The organism is Mobilitalea sibirica, from assembly GCF_015999265.1.
GTDB lineage: Bacteria > Bacillota > Clostridia > Lachnospirales > Lachnospiraceae > Mobilitalea > Mobilitalea sibirica.
This window is the reverse complement of the sequence record NZ_JAEAGR010000002.1, coordinates 39,674-58,469: the sequence shown is the minus strand read 5'-3', so window position 1 is coordinate 58,469 and position 18,796 is coordinate 39,674. Positions and strand designations below refer to the sequence as shown.

Annotated in this window: 14 protein-coding genes; 1 reads left to right on the top strand and 13 read right to left on the bottom strand. The window is 37.2% G+C overall.

Going from position 1 to position 18,796, the window contains the following annotated elements; genetic code table 11:
- Nucleotides 1-66: 66 nt before the first annotated feature.
- The 12 genes from I5677_RS02145 to I5677_RS02090 all read right to left on the bottom strand — a co-directional run bounded on the left by I5677_RS02145 (nucleotide 67) and on the right by I5677_RS02090 (nucleotide 11,584).
- Nucleotides 67-1,752, bottom strand: a complete 1,686-nt coding sequence (locus I5677_RS02145) for a DAK2 domain-containing protein (RefSeq protein WP_197659929.1) — start codon at nucleotides 1,750-1,752, stop codon at nucleotides 67-69.
- Between the two features lie 35 nt (nucleotides 1,753-1,787).
- Nucleotides 1,788-2,144 (bottom strand): Asp23/Gls24 family envelope stress response protein, encoded by a 357-nt coding sequence (locus I5677_RS02140; RefSeq protein ID WP_197659928.1) that lies wholly within the window; start codon nucleotides 2,142-2,144, stop codon nucleotides 1,788-1,790.
- Between the two features lie 423 nt (nucleotides 2,145-2,567).
- Nucleotides 2,568-2,753: a 50S ribosomal protein L28 gene (rpmB, locus tag I5677_RS02135; RefSeq protein ID WP_197659927.1), complete on the bottom strand. Its 186-nt coding sequence runs from the start codon at nucleotides 2,751-2,753 to the stop codon at nucleotides 2,568-2,570.
- Between the two features lie 249 nt (nucleotides 2,754-3,002).
- Nucleotides 3,003-3,413, bottom strand: a complete 411-nt coding sequence (locus I5677_RS02130) for a GerW family sporulation protein (protein WP_197659926.1) — start codon at nucleotides 3,411-3,413, stop codon at nucleotides 3,003-3,005.
- Nucleotides 3,413-4,516, bottom strand: coding sequence for a DUF2953 domain-containing protein (locus I5677_RS02125; protein WP_197659925.1), 1,104 nt, complete (start codon nucleotides 4,514-4,516; stop codon nucleotides 3,413-3,415). Before I5677_RS02125 ends, I5677_RS02130 begins: the two co-directional genes overlap by 1 nt.
- A 62-nt stretch (nucleotides 4,517-4,578) precedes the next feature.
- Nucleotides 4,579-4,848, bottom strand: a complete 270-nt coding sequence (locus I5677_RS02120; protein WP_197659924.1) for a hypothetical protein — start codon at nucleotides 4,846-4,848, stop codon at nucleotides 4,579-4,581.
- Between the two features lie 217 nt (nucleotides 4,849-5,065).
- Nucleotides 5,066-6,517, bottom strand: coding sequence for a hypothetical protein (locus I5677_RS02115; RefSeq protein ID WP_197659923.1), 1,452 nt, complete (start codon nucleotides 6,515-6,517; stop codon nucleotides 5,066-5,068).
- Nucleotides 6,517-7,797 carry an ABC transporter permease gene (locus I5677_RS02110; RefSeq protein WP_197659922.1) on the bottom strand — a complete coding sequence of 427 codons (1,281 nt, stop codon included), beginning with the start codon at nucleotides 7,795-7,797 and terminating at the stop codon, nucleotides 6,517-6,519. Before I5677_RS02110 ends, I5677_RS02115 begins: the two co-directional genes overlap by 1 nt.
- A complete protein-coding gene (locus I5677_RS02105; RefSeq protein ID WP_197659921.1) occupies nucleotides 7,784-8,977 on the bottom strand; it encodes an ABC transporter permease in 1,194 nt (397 codons plus the stop codon). The genes I5677_RS02110 and I5677_RS02105 overlap by 14 nt, the downstream gene beginning before the upstream one ends.
- Nucleotides 8,978-8,988: 11 nt before the next feature.
- Nucleotides 8,989-9,858 carry a rhomboid family protein gene (locus I5677_RS02100; protein ID WP_197659920.1) on the bottom strand — a complete coding sequence of 290 codons (870 nt, stop codon included), beginning with the start codon at nucleotides 9,856-9,858 and terminating at the stop codon, nucleotides 8,989-8,991.
- A 29-nt stretch (nucleotides 9,859-9,887) separates the two neighbouring features.
- Nucleotides 9,888-10,823, bottom strand: a complete 936-nt coding sequence (locus I5677_RS02095) for a magnesium transporter CorA family protein (RefSeq protein WP_197659919.1) — start codon at nucleotides 10,821-10,823, stop codon at nucleotides 9,888-9,890.
- 389 nt (nucleotides 10,824-11,212) lie between these two features.
- Entirely contained in the window at nucleotides 11,213-11,584 is a 372-nt protein-coding gene (locus tag I5677_RS02090; RefSeq protein ID WP_197659918.1) for a LysM peptidoglycan-binding domain-containing protein, read from the bottom strand.
- Nucleotides 11,585-11,875: 291 nt separating this feature from the next.
- On the opposite strand from I5677_RS02090, the gene I5677_RS02085 reads away from it, so the two are divergent.
- Nucleotides 11,876-16,114, top strand: a complete 4,239-nt coding sequence (locus I5677_RS02085) for a 2-hydroxyacyl-CoA dehydratase (protein WP_197659917.1) — start codon at nucleotides 11,876-11,878, stop codon at nucleotides 16,112-16,114.
- A gap of 685 nt (nucleotides 16,115-16,799) precedes the next feature.
- Here I5677_RS02085 and I5677_RS02080 read toward each other — a convergent pair.
- Nucleotides 16,800-18,302, bottom strand: a complete 1,503-nt coding sequence (locus tag I5677_RS02080) for an amino acid permease (RefSeq protein ID WP_197659916.1) — start codon at nucleotides 18,300-18,302, stop codon at nucleotides 16,800-16,802.
- Nucleotides 18,303-18,796 lie beyond the last annotated feature (494 nt).

Genomic DNA, 18,796 nt, shown 5'->3' with positions numbered 1-18,796 from the left:
TGGTTCGTCAATATTAATCTCCGAACCACTTACATTCCTATCATTTGTATGTTTTTCTATCTTAACTTATTCAACTGATAAAACATAGTAATAAATCGGCTGACCTCCGTAATGAACTTCTACATCCATATCCGGATATAACTCCATTAGCTCATCAGCAAGCTCTGTGGCATCCTCTTCACTTATCTCTTCGCCATAATATAAACTGATCAGCTCTGAGTCTTCATCTGTCAGGCACTGTATTAATTCTAAGGTGGTTTCCTTAATATCTTGGCCTACAGAGAGAATAGTTTTATCTCCAATTCCCATTATATTACCTTGTTTAATTTCTTTACCATCAATGCTTGTGTCTCTTACTGCATAGGTTATCTGGCCGGATTTTACTCTCAGCATCTCTTGGATCATTCTCTCGGCATTTTCTTCCGGACTTTTATCATAAACAAAGTTAATCACTGCTGTAATACCCTGGGGAATTGTCTTAGATGGTATTACTATAATATTCTTGTCTTCAGTTAACTGTTTTGCCTGTTCTGCTGCCAAGATAATATTGCTGTTATTCGGGAGGATGAAGATCGAATCTGCATTTACTTCACTGATTGCATTTAACATATCCTCCGTACTCGGATTCATTGTCTGACCACCTTCAATCAGATAGTCAACTCCTAACCCTGTAAATATTTCGCCCAGCCCTTCTCCGATTGAGACCGCTATAAAACCGGCTTTCTTTCTGGGCTTTTCTACCGCAATTTTTGCATTCTCCTTAGAAGCTTCCGGTTTTGGCGCCATTGCTTTCTCGGCTTCTTTAATTACTCTTTCATTATGCTCTTCCCGCATATTATCAATCTTCATTCGAGTCAGTGATCCATACGTTAACGCCTTTTGAATTGCTAATCCGGGGTCGTTCGTATGTACATGCACCTTTACGATATCATCATCCGATACGACAACAATGGAATCTCCAATTTCTTCCAGATATGACTTGAAAGCCATCTCTGTATCTACAGTATATTCATTTTCCACATTGATAATAAACTCAGTACAATATCCAAACTTAATGTCTTCCGTTGAAATGCCTTCTACATTAATTTCAATCCGTTGCGTTTCTCTACCGGGGATATTGGTCAGAGTTACTTCTTTACCAAGTAAAGCATCATAAGCTCCCTTCACGATCTCCAATAAGCCCTGTCCGCCGGAGTCAACCACACCGGCTTCTTTAAGTACAGGCAACAGTTCCGGAGTATGCGCAAGTACAACCTCCATATGAGATATGACCTCACGACAGAAAAAGATAATATCATCTGTCTCCGTAACTAATTGAGCCGCTCTTTCCGCTGCACCTCTGGCAACTGTAAGAATCGTACCTTCCTTCGGTTTCATAACGGCACGATAGGCTGTCTCAACTGCTTTTTGTAATGCGTTTGAGATAATCGTTACATTTAATTCCTTATAACCCATAATCTCTTTTGAAAAACCACGGAACAATTGGGACAAAATTACTCCCGAGTTACCTCTGGCTCCACGCAGAGAACCTCCTGATATAGCCTTTGCTAATTGCTCTATGGAAGGGTCATCTAATGCATTAACCTCTTTAACGGCAGACATGATAGTAAGCGTCATGTTGGTACCGGTATCTCCATCCGGCACCGGAAATACATTCAATTCATTTATAAATTCTTTTTTCACTTCTATACTTGCGGCTCCTGCAAGAAACATCTTTTTCAGAGTTTTTGCATCTATCGTTTTAACTACCACTAGTTTTTCCTCCTTAAACGTTGTCTTTCTCCAGGTCAGTCAATCACACGAACACCTTCAACAAAAATATTAATTTTCTTTACTTCCAGACCTGTGAATTCTTCAACATTATATTTAACATTACTGATTAGATTATCAGCAACTGCAGAAATACTAACCCCATAGGAAACGATAATATGCAAGTCTATTGTTATCTTATTGTCTTCAATTGAAACATTTACACCATGGCTTAAATTATCTTTTCGGAGTAACTTTACGATACCATCCTTCATATTAATTGAAGCCATACCCACTACACCAAAGCATTCAATTGCAGAAGCTCCGGCATATTTAGCCAATACATCGTTATCAATCATTATTTCACCGATTTGTGTATTCATATGTCCTTTCATATTAACCCTCCTATCTACTATTTCGCTTCCAGTTATACAGGTAAGAACTCTCTATTTACTATGGAAATGATCCATAGTAACGCCATCCGGCGTGGGATAAACATAATTAATACGCATTTAATTCGTACTTTTCCCTTCTAGTTTTCTCATATTTGAGATAACCATCCCATTCCCTGCATAATATATATTACTATGAATATAGAATGGAAGTGACAAATATGAAGAGAATGATAGGGTTTATCCTATTTTGGATTGCAATCGGAATGACAATCATGCTTTTCATCACAAACGGAATTCTAGCGATATGTATTATTATACTATGTTTATTGCTTGGTTATAATTTATTCTGCAATTAATTTCGCGCAGCTTATATATTAAGTAAAAAAGAGGGTGTCAAGATCCCCTGACACCCATCGTTTTTCCTTATGCGCGTTCTACTTTACCGGATCTAAGACAGGAAGTACAAACATACATTTTTCTTGCAGCACCGTTAACTTTAACTTTAACAGACTTTACATTGGATTTCCACATCTTGTTAGATCTTCTATGAGAATGACTCACAGCGATTCCAAAGTGAGCACCTTTATCACATATTGCACATTTAGCCATCAAAAGCACCTCCTTAGGTAAAAATTGGCAAGCCAATACATTGAAATCAGCAAAAACCGATTGACCTTGCAAACAAATTTATTCTACCAGAATATGAATTTAAATGCAAGCAATTTTTTGCCTGTCCGGATTTACTCTGATGAACATATTAATGTATTGTTCCATTCCGGTCTTAAAGTCATCTGTTAACACAATCCTATAAATAAGATATTCAATTGTTTATTTATATTTTAACGCAGTAAAATATAATTATTCAAGGGTAGCATTATTATCCTGATTTTTTAATGCTTCTTCTACTTTTTCCGACAAATCGTCTTTTTTCTTTGATCCCTTGGTAAACTTATTGATAAGGTCAGGAACCATGTCAATAATCTTACCTACACTGTCCTGTTCTCTGACATTTACTACCTTAGAAGTGCCATTTTGTATTACTAATACGGAGCTGGGTGATATTTTTCCGCCAAGACCGCCACCGGCATTATTCTTTTTATCTCCAGCAAAGGCTCCTGCACCAACACCAAAGCTTACTTCTACCAATGGTAAAACAATTGTCCCATCTTCAATTTTAACCGCATCTCCAACCACTGTTTTTGTGGATAAAAAGCTATCCATACCCTTAAATAATGACTCTACTGTAGAGTTGAAATTGTTTTCCGACATCATAACGCCTCCTTTAATGTTTTCGCATTTCTCTTTAATCTTATAAACCGTTTATCACGTATAAGCTTAATTACTATTATTAGTATTGTAATTAATCTTATTCTTCCTCTTGCAAAGTGCTCGCCCTCAAAAACTTTATTTTCAAAATCCGGAGTAATCACAATATTATCTCCATAGAAGCTATACAGTATACTGAAAGCTCCCAAGGCTTGTCCGGTTGAACAAGGATCTCCGGTACCAAAAATCACCCTGGATTTTAGTTTTGTAGGTAATATATGCTTTATCAGCTTTTTTGCACTATCAAATGTTGCTTTTAATCCGTCTTGGTTAATCTCGTCCCTTAGAAAATCGAACAACAGGCTCAACTTACGTTTTATATGACATATTTTCAAAAACCAATGGATAATGCCACTTTTTATTCTTTGAAAAAAGTTTTTAACTTTCTGAAATACCCGTTTTAATTTATCTGTAATTCTTTCATAAAAGGATTCCTGTTCATTCTCCTCATCAACATGCCCTTCAGATATTATTACCGGTTTAGCAGGTGGCTGTTCGTGTGAATAGGATGATTGCTCATCCCTAAGAATATGTCCTGGTTTATCTGTCAGTTTATCCTCTATGTTCAAATCATTCTTTTCTGTCACAGTTAAGTTATCCTTGTTTTTTTCTATTCTCTGATTTGATTTCTCATTACTATTCTTTTCAATTGGCTTAATCGAGGGCCTATTCTTATCTATAGAAGAAAGCTTCGGAACCGATTTTATCTTTTTATCATTGGCCATCTTTTTCTTTTTTAAACTTAATCTATTGCCTCTTTTTTTATTATGGCTTGTTTCATTTACTTTTAAGCTGTCATATACAATTTTACCGAAAATACGTACCCGTAAATGATTCGTTGTATTTATTTGATCAATCCTTGCATGTACGATATGAAGTAGCCATCCGGCCGTTCCTTTCACATGAAAGCCGTCTCCATGGGTAACATGAAGCCGATACCTTATGGGAACCAGCAACACTAACAGGAGAATAAAAATTAGCAATCCCAAAAGGCTGATGACGATTGTCCCAATTATTTTTAAAATCAATATGATTATATGAAACATTCTTTCACATCTCCGCTTATCATCTAGAATACATAACGAAATCCTCAACAAATCCTTCTATCCTATGTAAAATATGACCTAACATCAAACTCACCTGTGTTATGATAGACTTCCATCAACATATCATGCACAAGATCAATTGCTTCTTCCTTCCCCTTTGCCAACCCGACGATATGAATATCCGATTTCTTGTAATGAGGAAACAACAGTTCATTCGCATCCATAATATCAAATAAGTTGTCAGGATGAGACGCAAAAGCAATGCAATAAACTCCATAGGTTGCTTTCCTATTATTAATTGAAGTTATTGCTTTTTCCTTTTTCTTCTCCATCTTTTCACCGATATACAGTCTATTGGTCCATCGTATCATAAAGTTCCCTTACCTTATAAAGTATTAAAAAGAAAGTCACGAATGTTATAGTAACTCAAATTTGCTCATTGCCCTATTATGAATTAAACAGGATTACTATGAATTCCTAACTATGAATTCATTCCATGAAAAATCGTATATACCTAGTATACCACAAATTGCCATGAATAATACAAGGCTATTCGGACATAATATCTCTGATTATGCGCATACAAGCTATTTTTTCAACCAAGTCGGTACATTTCTCCAGAGAATAACGTATATACTCCATTACCTCAGTATGATTTTTAAAGAATACCGGTATCTTATTCAAGGTATTGGCCATTACTGCCCTACTTACTACCTTGTCATGATTTTCAAACAATTCGGCCAACTCGTTAATCAGCTTATCTGCTTCCACTGTTAACCTATCTTCATCTACCGGTTGATTCATCCTTATCTCATAAAAATCAATAAATAAGCTATTGGATAATAGATCCTTGCAAAGGAGCAATGTATTCAAAAGCTTATCCATCATCAGGCTTTCTGTTAGCTTTCTATGATTGACATCAATTTCATAAAGGGCTTCCTCTAAAGCAGTCAGATCATAGATCATCTCCTCCTGCACACCCTCAATAACACCGAACACTTCTATCAGCTTTGTTGGAGGTTCTTCATAGGTTTCCTCATAAAACAGACGATTGATTTCACTGATGATTTCAAAAGAAGCCTTATCCCATTTATCACCACACGTATCCTCTACTCCTACATACGGAGCACATAATAATACAGAGTATACTTCATTTACAATTTCCTGTAGGCTATAGTAAATTGCGGTTTCTGTAAGAAGTAATTCGGATGCTGTTGTTAATATGTCAGTAGCTTCTTCATACTGAGACTTCGTAATCTCCTTATAATTAATTGAAGCAAGCTCATTCTTTTTATCCCAAAGCCATGGATAATAAGTCTCCATGCCCTCTTCTTTCTGTAGCATAGCCGATGTCCGCAGCATATACAGATAGGTTTGAAGGGAGGAAAGTTCCGCTCCCAGATACGGCTGAAAACTTTCTCTTAATAAATCATAATACTTCTGTTTTGCCATCCTTACAGGAATTTGTCCAACAATCTCTTTTATCTTCTCATTAATGACCACATTATCCTGGGTATCAAAGATATAACGGAGTACATCTCTTGCAAATATATCATCCTCCTCCGGAAGTACTTCCTCCTCCTGAAAACGATATTCCACCCTGTTTAGTATATACTCATAATTATAAAAGATATCCGTATAAGCAGTTAATACATTCATTCGTTTCATTATCTCATTACGAATTTTATCTATACGACGGACAGCTTCTTCAATCGAACCCGCTTCATCGGTCTCATTACCCTCTTCCGGTAAAACCGTTTTACCAAGAACATTACGACGTATTATCTGATTTAATTCTCTTGTAAGATCCTTAGCTGCTCCATTCCACTCTTTATGTTCATCACAGTATACCTCATAATAAGTATAGTAATGCAAAGCAAGTCTGATTGAAGCATAGGTATGGTAGTGGTTTACCATATGATTAAAGAATCTAGGTATATTCACCTCAGGTATTCTATTGTGTAGTATATCTTTATAAATTGTCTTTAAATTTTTATCCATTATCTTTCCATCCTGTCATTAAAATTCATTTGCTTTTTGTTCATCATAGGAATAATAATATTTAAAACCATTATAAGTAATATTACGGCTACAGCAATCAGTAGAAGAAACTGATGTGCCTCCTTCCAATAACTGTCCTTATTTCCATATACTATTATATCAGTAAATCCCTGAATAAACCAGTTATTTGGAATAAATTTTAAGAAACGATCAGCAATTGTTTGATAAAAACCGGTTAACAGTCGGTAAAAACCTAGTCCACCCAGTAGTAATATGATAATAGATCCGATTAACTGATATAGAATAATACTTTTGACTAATTTAGAGATTACAATAAAAAACCCGCCAAATACTATGGCATTTAGTAATATCAGTATAAAGGAACTAATAAACAGGCTCAGTTCTTTTGTTTCTAATCTGGAATAAATCAGCGAGGAAAATATCAGGGCGACACTTCCTTCACAGAAAATCAGAGCCAAAAAATTACCGACGTCCTGTTTATAAGGTTGAAACCGGGTAATCCTTAGCCGATACCCTATTCCCATTTCTTTTTCTCTTACGGTTTGAGAGATCAAAAACATTGCGATAAAAGCAATTAAAATACCCAAAATCCCGAAAATCAGTTGATTATACAGTAAGGAATTGGAAATGACTTTCTCGCTCGAAACCTCAATGTCAGGGTTTATATATTTCATATCAAACGCAAAATCAAAATCTTCACTACCTGTGAAAAGCTTCTCCAAATATGCTTCATATTCCGCTTTTGTGTGCTTCCTTCCCTCAAACGGTATTTTATCGTAATACCGGTAACTCTTGTAAAAACTAATCGGATATATCATCTCACTGGCTATAATATCTGATAAAATGGAAGCCGATTTATTCCCCTCCAAATAATACATTGTTATGATATCGTTAATATCTCCTCTTTTCAGTTTCTCTTCGTATCCGTTTTCGATCACAAATAGCCCAAGAATCATCTCATCAAGTAAAAGTTTATGAAGCTCCTCATCTTCATTTGAGATCAGTTTAAGAGTTGTAACGTTATTAAGTCTTTCCATCAGCTCTTCTGATTCCACACTTTTATCTTTATCCAAGATACCAATCGGTAGAGAGCTTTGTTCTTCCACAGATACCGATAAAGCATGAATGATAATAGAAAATATGATTAAGGATGTGGTCATTGATGCTAAAGTAGTAAAATCCTTGCATATAAGCTTCATTCGAAGTAAAAAGATACTGATAACATCATAGACTAATCCAATCAATTTATGCTTTTTCATATGCCACTCTCCTTTTACTGTAGAATAGTAATGTCAACGTAAAATTAAGAGCTGCAATTAGAAACAATACTGCTATAATAAGATAGGTATGCGAAAGCTGTCCCTGGCCGAGCCGGATAATACCCTCCACCATATGATAATTTGGTGTCATTTTAGCCAGTTGTAGAATATCTTGGGGCAAAAATTGTATTGGAATGATGCCTCCACCAATTACGATACAATAGAATATTACCAGATTTCCAACCAATATATATCTCTGGGTTGTATCAAAAAAGGCACTTAAGAGTATGGCAAAGGTAACACTGAACAAGGACATCGCAAAACCGGTAAGCCCTATAGCCAATGAATACGAACTATTCCTTATGAAGCAGATGGATAGAACAGCAATCGCCGTTAAGGTTATTGTTAGTAATAGAATTTTAGCCGTAAGAAACTGATACATTGGCAGGCGGGTTGTCTTCATCCTAGCAAAAGTTCCCATTGTAATCTCATTTATAAGCTGAAAGCCTCCATATAGACCTGAATATAATAGAAACATGACAAGCACCGAGATGAGATAATATTCACTGAGTGTGGTTGCCGGAAAGGTATCCACCGTTTTAAAGGAAAAAAAAGCTTCTTTCCCCAATGCCGTAAAAATCAGATCCATAGATACGGTAGTATTCGCATGCTCAATGATATCCGGATTTATACCGTCCTTTTCCATGATGTCATATAGACCGACAGCATTCATCTCAACTGCCGAGATATACTTTTCATAGCTTTCTAATACATTCTTAAATAAGATCGCCTTTGTAGTATCCTGAATGTTAATTGTTACTTCGATTGGGAGATGTTCGATACGAATCATATTTTCTGCAAATCCCTGAGGTATCTCCAAAAAAATATCCAGTTCTCCCTTTTGAAAGGCTTCTTTAATCTCATCATTTTCGCCAATAATTACGGATATTAAACTAGAGAAAGTTTCACTTCCGTTAAAGTATGTGAGCAAAAGCTCCGAATAAGAGCTGTTATCGTGATTGATTACACCGAGACGAAGTTTTTCGGAGATAGGAACTTCCTCTTTTTTCCTATTATAAGAGGTGCCTATTATAATTATAATAAGCACCATAAAAATTCCAATCCATATTCTTTTATCTGCAAACAACTCTTTCCATTCTTTAATGATTGTATTAAACATTATCCCTCCAATTACTTTTTCACATGCTCATGGGTAAATAAATGTTCCATACAATACTCATAATTACCGTCACATTTGGAACAGAAACGAAATTCTAATTGATCATCATCCAACTCTGTTCTGCCACATACGGCACATTTATGTCTGGTAACTACATTACGCCCGTTTTGCTGTGTAACAGGACCCTGATTTCTTGCTTCCTGCATCTGACGATGAAATTTAGCTTTTCTTTGAAATTCTCTCGGTGAAATCCTGTTATAATTTCTTGTTGCAAAGAAGAAAATTAAAAAGTTAGCCATGGATGCTACGATCGGAATAATTAATAATTTATAATATTGATTGTCATGGGTTAGGTAGCTGTAGATCGTAAACAGATACATTGCACCTTGAAACCATGCCAGATACTTAGCCTTAACAGGAATTAAAAAATAAATATAAAATTGCGTATTGGGATACATAGCAGCAAAAGCAAAAAACAAAGTAGGGTTAATTGCCTCTAAGGATGTAGGGATACTGATGCCGGTGATAAGATAAGTAATGAACGCCGCAATCAAGTTAAATAAAATACCGGAAAAGAAATACAGGTTTAAACGAAACGCTCCCCATGCTCTTTCCAAGGCATTACCAATCATATAGTAAACATATACCGATATTGCAACCCATAGCAAATCACCCATGCCAACACGGGGAATGATAAAAGTAACCAATCTCCATATCTGGCCTTTTGCTATCGATTGAAAATCCAAACTAAAAAAATAATAGATATTGGGTGACAACATACTGATGATAAATCCAATCCCATAGAGGATTGCTACATATTTCATCAGATTGTGAATTGCATATCTGCCAAATAATCGTTCCAGTTTATTAATAAATTTCATTGTTATGCACCATTACCTTTCAAGTAAATCTAAAACAGCTTCTTCTTACGGAATATAAATACGGTAATACCGGTTAATAGCAGAGAAATACAGGTTACAATATAAAATCCATAATAGTTGTTACCGCCCGGAATATTAATAAAATTCATACCATAAAAGCTGGCGATCATAGTTGGTATGGATAATACAATCGTAATAGCAGCCAGGAACTTCATGACGATATTAAGATTATTGGAAATAATCGATGCAAACGCATCCATCGTTCCACTTAATATCCCACTGTAAATACTGGCCATTTCAATCGCCTGCTTATTTTCAATAATCAAATCTTCCAATAAATCTTCATCTTCAGGGTAACGCTTTATGTTCTCGTTTTTTAACATTTTTTCGAATACAACTTCATTGGAACGAAGAGAAGTTGTAAAATATACCAGACTCTTTTCCAGTTCTAAGAGCTCTATTAATTCTCTGTTTTGCGAGGATATATGAAGCTTTCGTTCGATTTCTTCACTCTTTCTGTCAATCGTTCTAAGATGTTGCAGAAACGTGGATGCATTACGGTATAGAATCTGAATAATAAATCTGGTTTTCTTAAAGGTATAAAAATCTCTAACCCTACCATCGATGAAACATTTTAGTATTGGTGTATCTTCCAGACATACTGTTATTATAAACTCATTTGCTACAATAATACCCAGAGGAATCGTTACATATCTGTCCTTGTCATTTCTTCTTTCAAGAGTAGGAATGTCAACTAAAATCAAAGTATGATTATCCTCTACTTCTATTCTGGCCCGCTCTTCTTCATCGAGTGGGGCTCTTAAATTGTTAATATCAATATTCGTTTTCTCTGATATTTCTAATAATTCCGTTGCGGAGGGGTTTGTCATAGTAATCCAGCAACCCTCCGTTATCTCTGTCATTCTTTGAAGTGAACCATCTGTAGTCTTGTAAATCTCAATCATAAATGCTCCTTTCCACCACAAGTTTGCAGCGGATATGCATTTAATCAGCTTAAGATAAATGTACCTTTAGAAGCTGATTCGAATGAAAACTGCTGCTAACTGCAGTAAGTATTATTCTTTTTGTGTTACTCTGACAACAACTACTACCGGGGCCGGCTTCCATCCTTACCACCTTCCTTTTAAACTTAATTCTAACTATAAATTTATTTCTAAATCACACTTATTATATGTTTTTCTGAAACCTTTGTCAAATAAAAACCAAATGTAAAATACCTTCTAAAATGTAGGGATAACTCATTTTAGAAGGCAATTTATCATGTTTTATTTGTATTTTGTTCAATTGGCTATGTTAATTTTATTTAATAACAAGATTCAAAATAAAATACCTATTAAGACATATAATCAGTACCGCTAACAATTGGTACTTCCAAGGAAGTTCCCGCTTCCAGATGAATATCATCTAAACTGTTATACTCTAATAAATCTGCCAAGTTAATTCTGGTTTTATTTAAAACTGTTCTTAAGGTATCTCCGTCTTCTACCATGTATGTTGTATGACCCATATAGTTTTCATGAGGAACACTTGCCGGTATGCAGATTACTTCTCCTATACGCAGATTATATACATTTACAAACGGATTGGCAATAATAATTGCTTCTACCGGTATATTATACTTTCTGCTTAAGGAATATAGTGTATCTCCCTGTTTGATTACATAATTAATGCAATACATTCTGATCTCCCTCCAAACGGATTTCATAATCACTTACTTTTATTCTATTATATTCAACCTTTTCGTGAATGGAACTTTGACAATCATGATTGTACTTAATTCAAATTATTAATTAGGAAATTATAGTAAAAACAAAATATATTTTCTATCAAAGCAATTACTATTTAACGTATAATTTCTGAAAGCTGTTTTTTTAGCTTGTACCTCTTAAATTCTGCTAATTATAATGTTGAACTTCCAGAGTTTGTATCGTATAATATAGAAAGCTGATTTTACTTGCCCAAAATTTTACGGTTTAAATTTTGAGGAGATTTTTATATGATGATAAATAAATTATTAGGTATTGATATTGGTTCTACAACAGTAAAAATAGTGGTGATGGGTGACGGAAACGAACTTCTATTTTCCGACTACGAACGTCATTTTGCCAATATACAGGAAACCCTGGCAGGGTTAATCAAGAAAGCACAGGATGCCTTGGGTAATCTTTTGGTTTCTCCCGTAATTACCGGTTCCGGTGGACTGACAATCTCGAAGCATTTAGATGTCCCTTTTGTTCAGGAGGTAATCGCCGTATCCACTGCTTTGCAAAGTTATGCTCCGCAAACAGATGTGGCCATAGAACTGGGGGGCGAAGATGCTAAAATCATCTATTTTACCAATGGCATTGAGCAGAGAATGAACGGTATCTGTGCCGGCGGTACAGGCTCCTTTATTGATCAAATGGCAAGCTTACTAAAAACAGATGCCGCTGGTCTTAATGAATATGCAAAAAGCTATAAGGCAATTTATCCAATTGCAGCCAGATGTGGTGTATTTGCAAAATCGGATATACAACCCTTAATTAACGAAGGAGCTACTAAGCCTGACCTATCCGCATCCATTTTTCAGGCTGTTGTAAACCAGACCATAAGCGGTTTAGCCTGTGGAAAACCAATCCGAGGTAATGTTGCTTTTCTTGGCGGACCTCTACACTTCCTGGATGAATTAAAAAAAGCTTTTATCCGTACACTGAAATTAACCGATGAAGAAATTATCGCACCGGAGTACTCTCACCTGTTTGCTGCCATTGGTGCTGCAATGAATCACACTCCTGAGATAAATACGAATTTAAATTCACTTTATGAAAAATTGTCCCATGGGATCAAAATGGATTTTGAAGTCCATCGACTGGATCCGTTATTTGCGGATGATAGTGAATATGAAGAATTTAAGACAAGACATTCCGTACATACAGTAAAAAAGGGGAACCTTAAGGATTATAAAGGCAATTGCTATCTTGGTATTGATGCAGGTTCTACAACGACAAAAGTTGCTGTTGTCGGTGAAGACGGCTCCCTACTTTATTCCTTCTATAGTAACAATAACGGCAGTCCTTTAAAAACCGCCATAAAGTCCATCAAAGAAATCTATGAGATACTTCCCCCCGAAGCAAAAATTGTCCGCTCCTGTTCCACCGGTTATGGGGAAGCTTTAATTAAAGCCGCTTTGATGTTGGATGAAGGGGAAGTAGAAACAGTAGCTCACTATCATGCTGCTGCCTTCTTTGAACCCGCAGTGGATTGTATTCTGGATATTGGCGGACAGGATATGAAATGTATCAAGATCAAGAATGAAACCGTAGATAATGTACTGCTAAATGAAGCCTGTTCTTCCGGCTGCGGCTCCTTTATTGAAACCTTTGCCAAGTCGTTAAATTATGAAGTAGAGGACTTTGCCAAGGTGGCTTTGTTTGCAAAGAATCCAATTGATCTTGGCACCAGATGTACCGTTTTCATGAATTCCAAGGTAAAGCAGGCACAAAAGGAAGGGGCTACGGTTGCAGATATCTCCGCCGGCCTTGCTTATTCTGTTATCAAAAACGCATTATATAAAGTAATAAAAATCACCAACCCAAAAGACCTGGGAGAAAAGATGGTTGTACAGGGAGGAACCTTCTATAATGATGCTGTTCTTCGAAGCTTTGAGAAGATATCCGGATGTGAGGCTGTAAGACCTGATATTGCCGGTATCATGGGCGCCTTCGGTGCTGCGCTTATTGCTAGAGAACATTATGATGGGGAAGCAAGCTCCATGCTTACCATTGATCAAATCCATGAATTGAAATTTGATACTTCCCTGGCTCGTTGTAAACGTTGTACAAATAACTGTGTTCTTACCATTAATAAGTTCACCGGCGGCAGACAATTTATCTCCGGTAACCGTTGTGAACGGGGACTCGGTAAAGAAAAGAATGTAGAAAACATCCCTAATTTATTCGAATATAAGCTTGAGCGTTATTTTAATTATCCTTCACTAAGTGAGGAGGAAGCTGTTCGGGGTGTTGTAGGGATACCTAGAGTATTAAACCTGTATGAAAATTATCCCTTCTGGCATACCTTCTTCACTAAGCTTGGTTACCGTGTTGTATTATCTCCTGTTTCCAGTAGAAACATATATGAGCTCGGTATTGAATCCATTCCAAGCGAATCGGAATGCTATCCGGCAAAGCTTGCCCACGGACATATTAAATGGTTAATCGATCAGGGTATCAAATACATTTTTTATCCAAGCATTCCTTTTGAAAGAAACGAGATTGAGGAAGCCAACAATCATTATAACTGTCCGATTGTTACCTCCTATCCTGAGAACATCAAAAATAATGTGGAGGAATTGAAAAGTCCTGATATCAACTTTGAGAATCCTTTTATGTCCTTTGAAAGTTCAGATATTCTTTGTAAGCGTCTTATAGAATTATTTAATAAAAAAGCAGGTATCACCGAGGACGAGTTAAAGGTTGCATTTGAGATTGCCTGGAAGGAATTGTACAAAGCAAGAGATGATATCCGAAAAAAAGGCGAGGAAACCTTAGCTTATCTAAAAGCATCCGGCAGAAAGGGAATTGTACTGGCAGGTCGACCATACCATATTGATCCCGAAATTCATCATGGGATTCCCGAGATGATTAATTCCTTTGGTGTAGCCGTACTGACTGAGGATGCTGTCAGCCATCTTGGCGTGGTAGATCGTCCTACTATCGTCATTGACCAGTGGATGTACCATTCCCGACTGTATGCCGCTGCTTCTTTCGTACGGACTCAAGCAAACCTGGAGCTGGTTCAGTTAAATTCCTTCGGCTGTGGTTTGGATGCTGTAACTACGGATCAAGTTAGTGATATACTGACGAAATCCGGTAAGATTTACACGGTACTTAAAATTGATGAAGTGAATAACCTCGGCGCAGCAAGAATTCGTATTCGCTCCTTATTATCTGCTGTAAAAGAACGGGAAGCTAAGAACTTCAAACTCCAGCTTTCCTCCTCGGCTCATCATAGGGTAATCTTTACCGAAGATATGAAGGAAAGCTATACAATCCTTGCCCCCCAGATGTCTCCAATTCATTTTGAGCTTCTGGAACCGGCTTTAAAAACCGGAGGTTATAAAGTAGAAGTTCTTCCAAATGACAACCGTCATGCCGTGGATGTCGGCTTACAATATGTAAATAACGATGCCTGCTACCCTTCCTTAATGGTAGTCGGACAGATCATGGATGCACTATTATCCGGTAACTATGATTTAAACAAGGTCGCAATTATGATAACCCAGACCGGAGGCGGCTGCCGTGCCACTAATTATATCGGTTTTATTCGGAGAGCTTTAGAAAGAGCAGGAATGTCTCAAATTCCTGTTATCTCCTTAAGTGCTTCCGGCCTTGAAAAAAATCCCGGATTAAAGGTTACTCCTAAGTTACTGCTGAAAGCAATGGAAGCGTTGGTTTATGGGGATGTATTCATGAGGGTACTTTACAGGACACGGCCTTATGAGAAGGTTCCCGGTTCGGCCAATGCCCTTCATGCCAAGTGGCGTGATAAATGCATTAAGAGTCTGGAAACAGGAGGCTGGAGAGAATACAAAAAAAATATCCGCGGAATTATTCATGATTTTGATACGATTGAACTTATAGAAGGCTTGAAAAAGCCCCGAGTTGGTATTGTAGGTGAGATCCTTGTAAAATTCCTGCCCTCTGCCAATAACTATCTGGTTGAACTTTTGGAGGCAGAAGGCGCCGAAGCGGTCGTTCCCGATCTTTTGGACTTCTTTATGTATAGTGCATATAACAATAACTTCAAAGCAAGATATCTGGGTAAGAGCAAAAAAAGTGCCACAATCGGTAATCTGACTATCTGGGCCTTAGAAAAACTTCGTAAGGAAGCCACAAAATGTCTTGCCAAAAGCCAAAGATTTACTCCTCCGGTTCATATCAGCAAACTGGCAGAATATGCCGAGCAGGTAGTTTCCACCGGTAACCAGACCGGAGAAGGCTGGTTCTTAACCGGTGAGATGCTGGAGCTAATGCATTCCGGTGTTTATAATATCGTATGTACACAGCCCTTTGCATGTCTGCCGAACCACATTGTAGGTAAGGGTGTTATCAAGGAACTTCGAAGACAACATCCGGAGGCAAATATTGTGGCAGTGGATTACGATCCCGGTGCCAGTGAGGTAAACCAGTTAAACCGTATTAAGCTGATGCTGTCTACGGCGGTTAAGAATATGAATAAAGCAGAGAATAAATGAGATTGAGATTGACAAAGATTTAGGCTATGAGGGGCTGTTTTGAATAGCTGATCACCTATCCGAAATGTTTTTCGAAATCACTTACAGATTGGACTGTTTCGTCCGTCTCAATTCAGACACATATAGATATGTCTGCCTGAGCCTGACAAAACAGTCCATCTGTGTGATTAAAGAAAAACATTTTCCGGATAGGTAATCAGCCATTCTGAGTCAGCCTCAATGAAGTCTTTAATACATTCTTTTCGCTTAATATACTGAAAAGTGATCCTACTATGCAATCCTAAGTCTATACTATTTGATTTTATTAAGCATGATGTAACATATGTTTGACAACCCTACAGTTTTTACATAATAACTATTTTAAGCTTATAAGAACTCCTTAAACATTCATATATATATTCATCTGATGATCTATTGTAATCACATCTTGTAATAATTTAAATTCCTGTTTTATGATATATCTTATGACATAAATAATCTCTCTTAGCGACTTTCGATGGCTACACTTCCAACACGAACGATACTGATGGACTTAAATCTTTCCTTGATCAGGTTGATCAGATCGTTGTTTCGTTCCTCCGATTATATACTTTCCATCAATACCCTATTCAATCCGTAATCTATTACCGCTATGCCGTATACCTCAGCGATACGAAAAGCTTCACTTTCTATTTCTTACTCTGGCTTACTTTATTTTACTTTTATTAGGTCCAAGGTTCCTGTTGCATTGGCAGCCGCTACTATTTATCTTATCTTTTTTCGGAGCTTTCTTATCTGTGGTCAGCTCTTCTGAGAATTCCTCTGCCGCTCTTACCCTATAATTTTTATGAATCATGCCGTGGGAAGATAAGGTCTTCACTTGACTTTTTCCAACATTTCTGATAACCACATAGATAACTGAATAAAATGAAATCATAATCAGCCCGGCAATCAATCCCGGGGCTTGGCCTGAGATAAATGGGATACTGGCAATAATACCGATCAAGCTAAGGAGAGCAAACCAAGAGGTATACGGATATAGAGGCATCTGACATTTTCCATCCGGTGGACAGCCGTTTCTTTTACGAAATCGAATATGGGTAGCCAGGATTACTGTATAGGTAAATAAAAGTGCAAATCCACCGGAGCTGATTAAAAACAGATAGACACTGGGCAGCATAAGGCCAAGACCTAATGCTGCCAACATGCCAAATCCGGAGAAGAGAATGCCCCGATAAGGAACATCCTTTTGATCCTTTAACCACCTAGGCGCATCTCCCTCTTCTGCAAGAGACCTCATCATTCTTCCCAAGCCAAACATTGCCGCAAGCATCGTGGATAGAATTGCTGTAACCAGCACTATATTCAAAACCGATCCTGCCCATCCAATTCCCCACCGATTAAGTGCTGCAACCATTGGGCTTACCTCTTCACTTAACATAGCAGTTGGTATTAAGGGTAATAATACCAAAAAGGTAATCAGATATAAACCAACCAAGGTTACAACCGTATATGCGATAGCCCTTGGGATAGTCTTTCCAGGATTGTCGGCTTCCGATGCTGCCAATCCAATAATCTCAAACCCTGCGTAGGTAAATATAACAATCAGCATACTTCCTGCTATACCGCCAAAACCTCCGGGCATCCATGGTTCACGCTGTAATTCTCCTGTACCTATAGCTGAAACTCCGGGAAATAATCCCACGATTAACAGAATAGCAAATATAATGAAGGACACAATTGCCAAAAGTTTAACCGCCGCCAAGCCACTCTCCAGTTTACTCAGCTTGTCCGCGCCCAGTAAATTCAACAAGGTTACTCCTAAAATAATGACTGCCCCAAGCAGAGGGACCGATATGTTGGGAAACCACTCCCGTACTAATATAGAAACAGCTGTAGCTTCGCTGGACATAGCTAAAACCATTCCGGTCCAGTACACCCACCCCACTACAAATCCTGCTCCGGGTCCAAATACCTGCGCAGTAAACGTTCGAAAGGACCCGGAATCTGGATTCGCTACGGTCATCTCAGATAAAGCATATAGGATTAGATAAACTAAAACACCTCCATAAATATAAGCTATGATAATTGAAGGCCCTGCTGCATTGATTGCCACTGCAGAACCAAGAAAAAAAGAGCCTCCCACTACAGTGCCCAGTGCCATCATTGTTAACTGCCAAGCTGACAGTCCTTTATCTTTTTTCCTCATCCTATATAACCTCCAAATTTAATCTCAGGTTCTTTTTACAATTTAATATAACTTTTAGACTGGTTTTTCACCATTAACTAAACTCTATCTTCCTAAATCAGTTATACTATTATTCCACATACTTGTTAAAATAATCCCTTCATATCTACCTTTGAGCATATATGTCAACTAAGAAAAATTCGTTGTGAGCATAAATATAAGCAAAATAAAAATCGTCATGAGCATATCTGGCAGCTAAAGAACATCTTACAAATGTTAGCTGATCTCTTAAAGCGGACATAATTCACTACAATACGCGTTCTTATAATTAGTAGCAAATCTATCAAATGTGGGCTTGCTCACATAATTTATCTTTGTTTGCCACAAAAAATGAGGCTTCGAACAATGTATCTCTTTCAAGAGAGATCGTCATTGTTCGAGAGCCTCATTTATAATCTGTTGTTACAGCAAAGCTTAAATAGAATAATACTATTTACCAGTAAAAGTAAAGCTTG

Excerpts from the sequence above, each read along its gene's own strand:
- I5677_RS02080 (WP_197659916.1), bottom strand. The coding sequence starts at position 18,302 with ATGAGGAAAAAAGATAAAGGACTGTCAGCTTGGCAGTTAACAATGATG.
- I5677_RS02110 (WP_197659922.1), bottom strand. The coding sequence starts at position 7,797 with ATGAAAAAGCATAAATTGATTGGATTAGTCTATGATGTTATCAGTATC.
- I5677_RS02120 (WP_197659924.1), bottom strand. The coding sequence starts at position 4,848 with ATGGAGAAGAAAAAGGAAAAAGCAATAACTTCAATTAATAATAGGAAA.
- I5677_RS02140 (WP_197659928.1), bottom strand. The coding sequence starts at position 2,144 with ATGAAAGGACATATGAATACACAAATCGGTGAAATAATGATTGATAAC.
- I5677_RS02105 (WP_197659921.1), bottom strand. The coding sequence starts at position 8,977 with ATGTTTAATACAATCATTAAAGAATGGAAAGAGTTGTTTGCAGATAAA.
- rpmB (WP_197659927.1), bottom strand. The coding sequence starts at position 2,753 with ATGGCTAAATGTGCAATATGTGATAAAGGTGCTCACTTTGGAATCGCT.
- I5677_RS02090 (WP_197659918.1), bottom strand. The coding sequence starts at position 11,584 with ATGAAATCCGTTTGGAGGGAGATCAGAATGTATTGCATTAATTATGTA.
- I5677_RS02095 (WP_197659919.1), bottom strand. The coding sequence starts at position 10,823 with ATGATTGAGATTTACAAGACTACAGATGGTTCACTTCAAAGAATGACA.
- I5677_RS02125 (WP_197659925.1), bottom strand. The coding sequence starts at position 4,516 with ATGTTTCATATAATCATATTGATTTTAAAAATAATTGGGACAATCGTC.
- I5677_RS02130 (WP_197659926.1), bottom strand. The coding sequence starts at position 3,413 with ATGTCGGAAAACAATTTCAACTCTACAGTAGAGTCATTATTTAAGGGT.
- I5677_RS02100 (WP_197659920.1), bottom strand. The coding sequence starts at position 9,858 with ATGAAATTTATTAATAAACTGGAACGATTATTTGGCAGATATGCAATT.
- I5677_RS02085 (WP_197659917.1), top strand. The coding sequence starts at position 11,876 with ATGATGATAAATAAATTATTAGGTATTGATATTGGTTCTACAACAGTA.
- I5677_RS02115 (WP_197659923.1), bottom strand. The coding sequence starts at position 6,517 with ATGGATAAAAATTTAAAGACAATTTATAAAGATATACTACACAATAGA.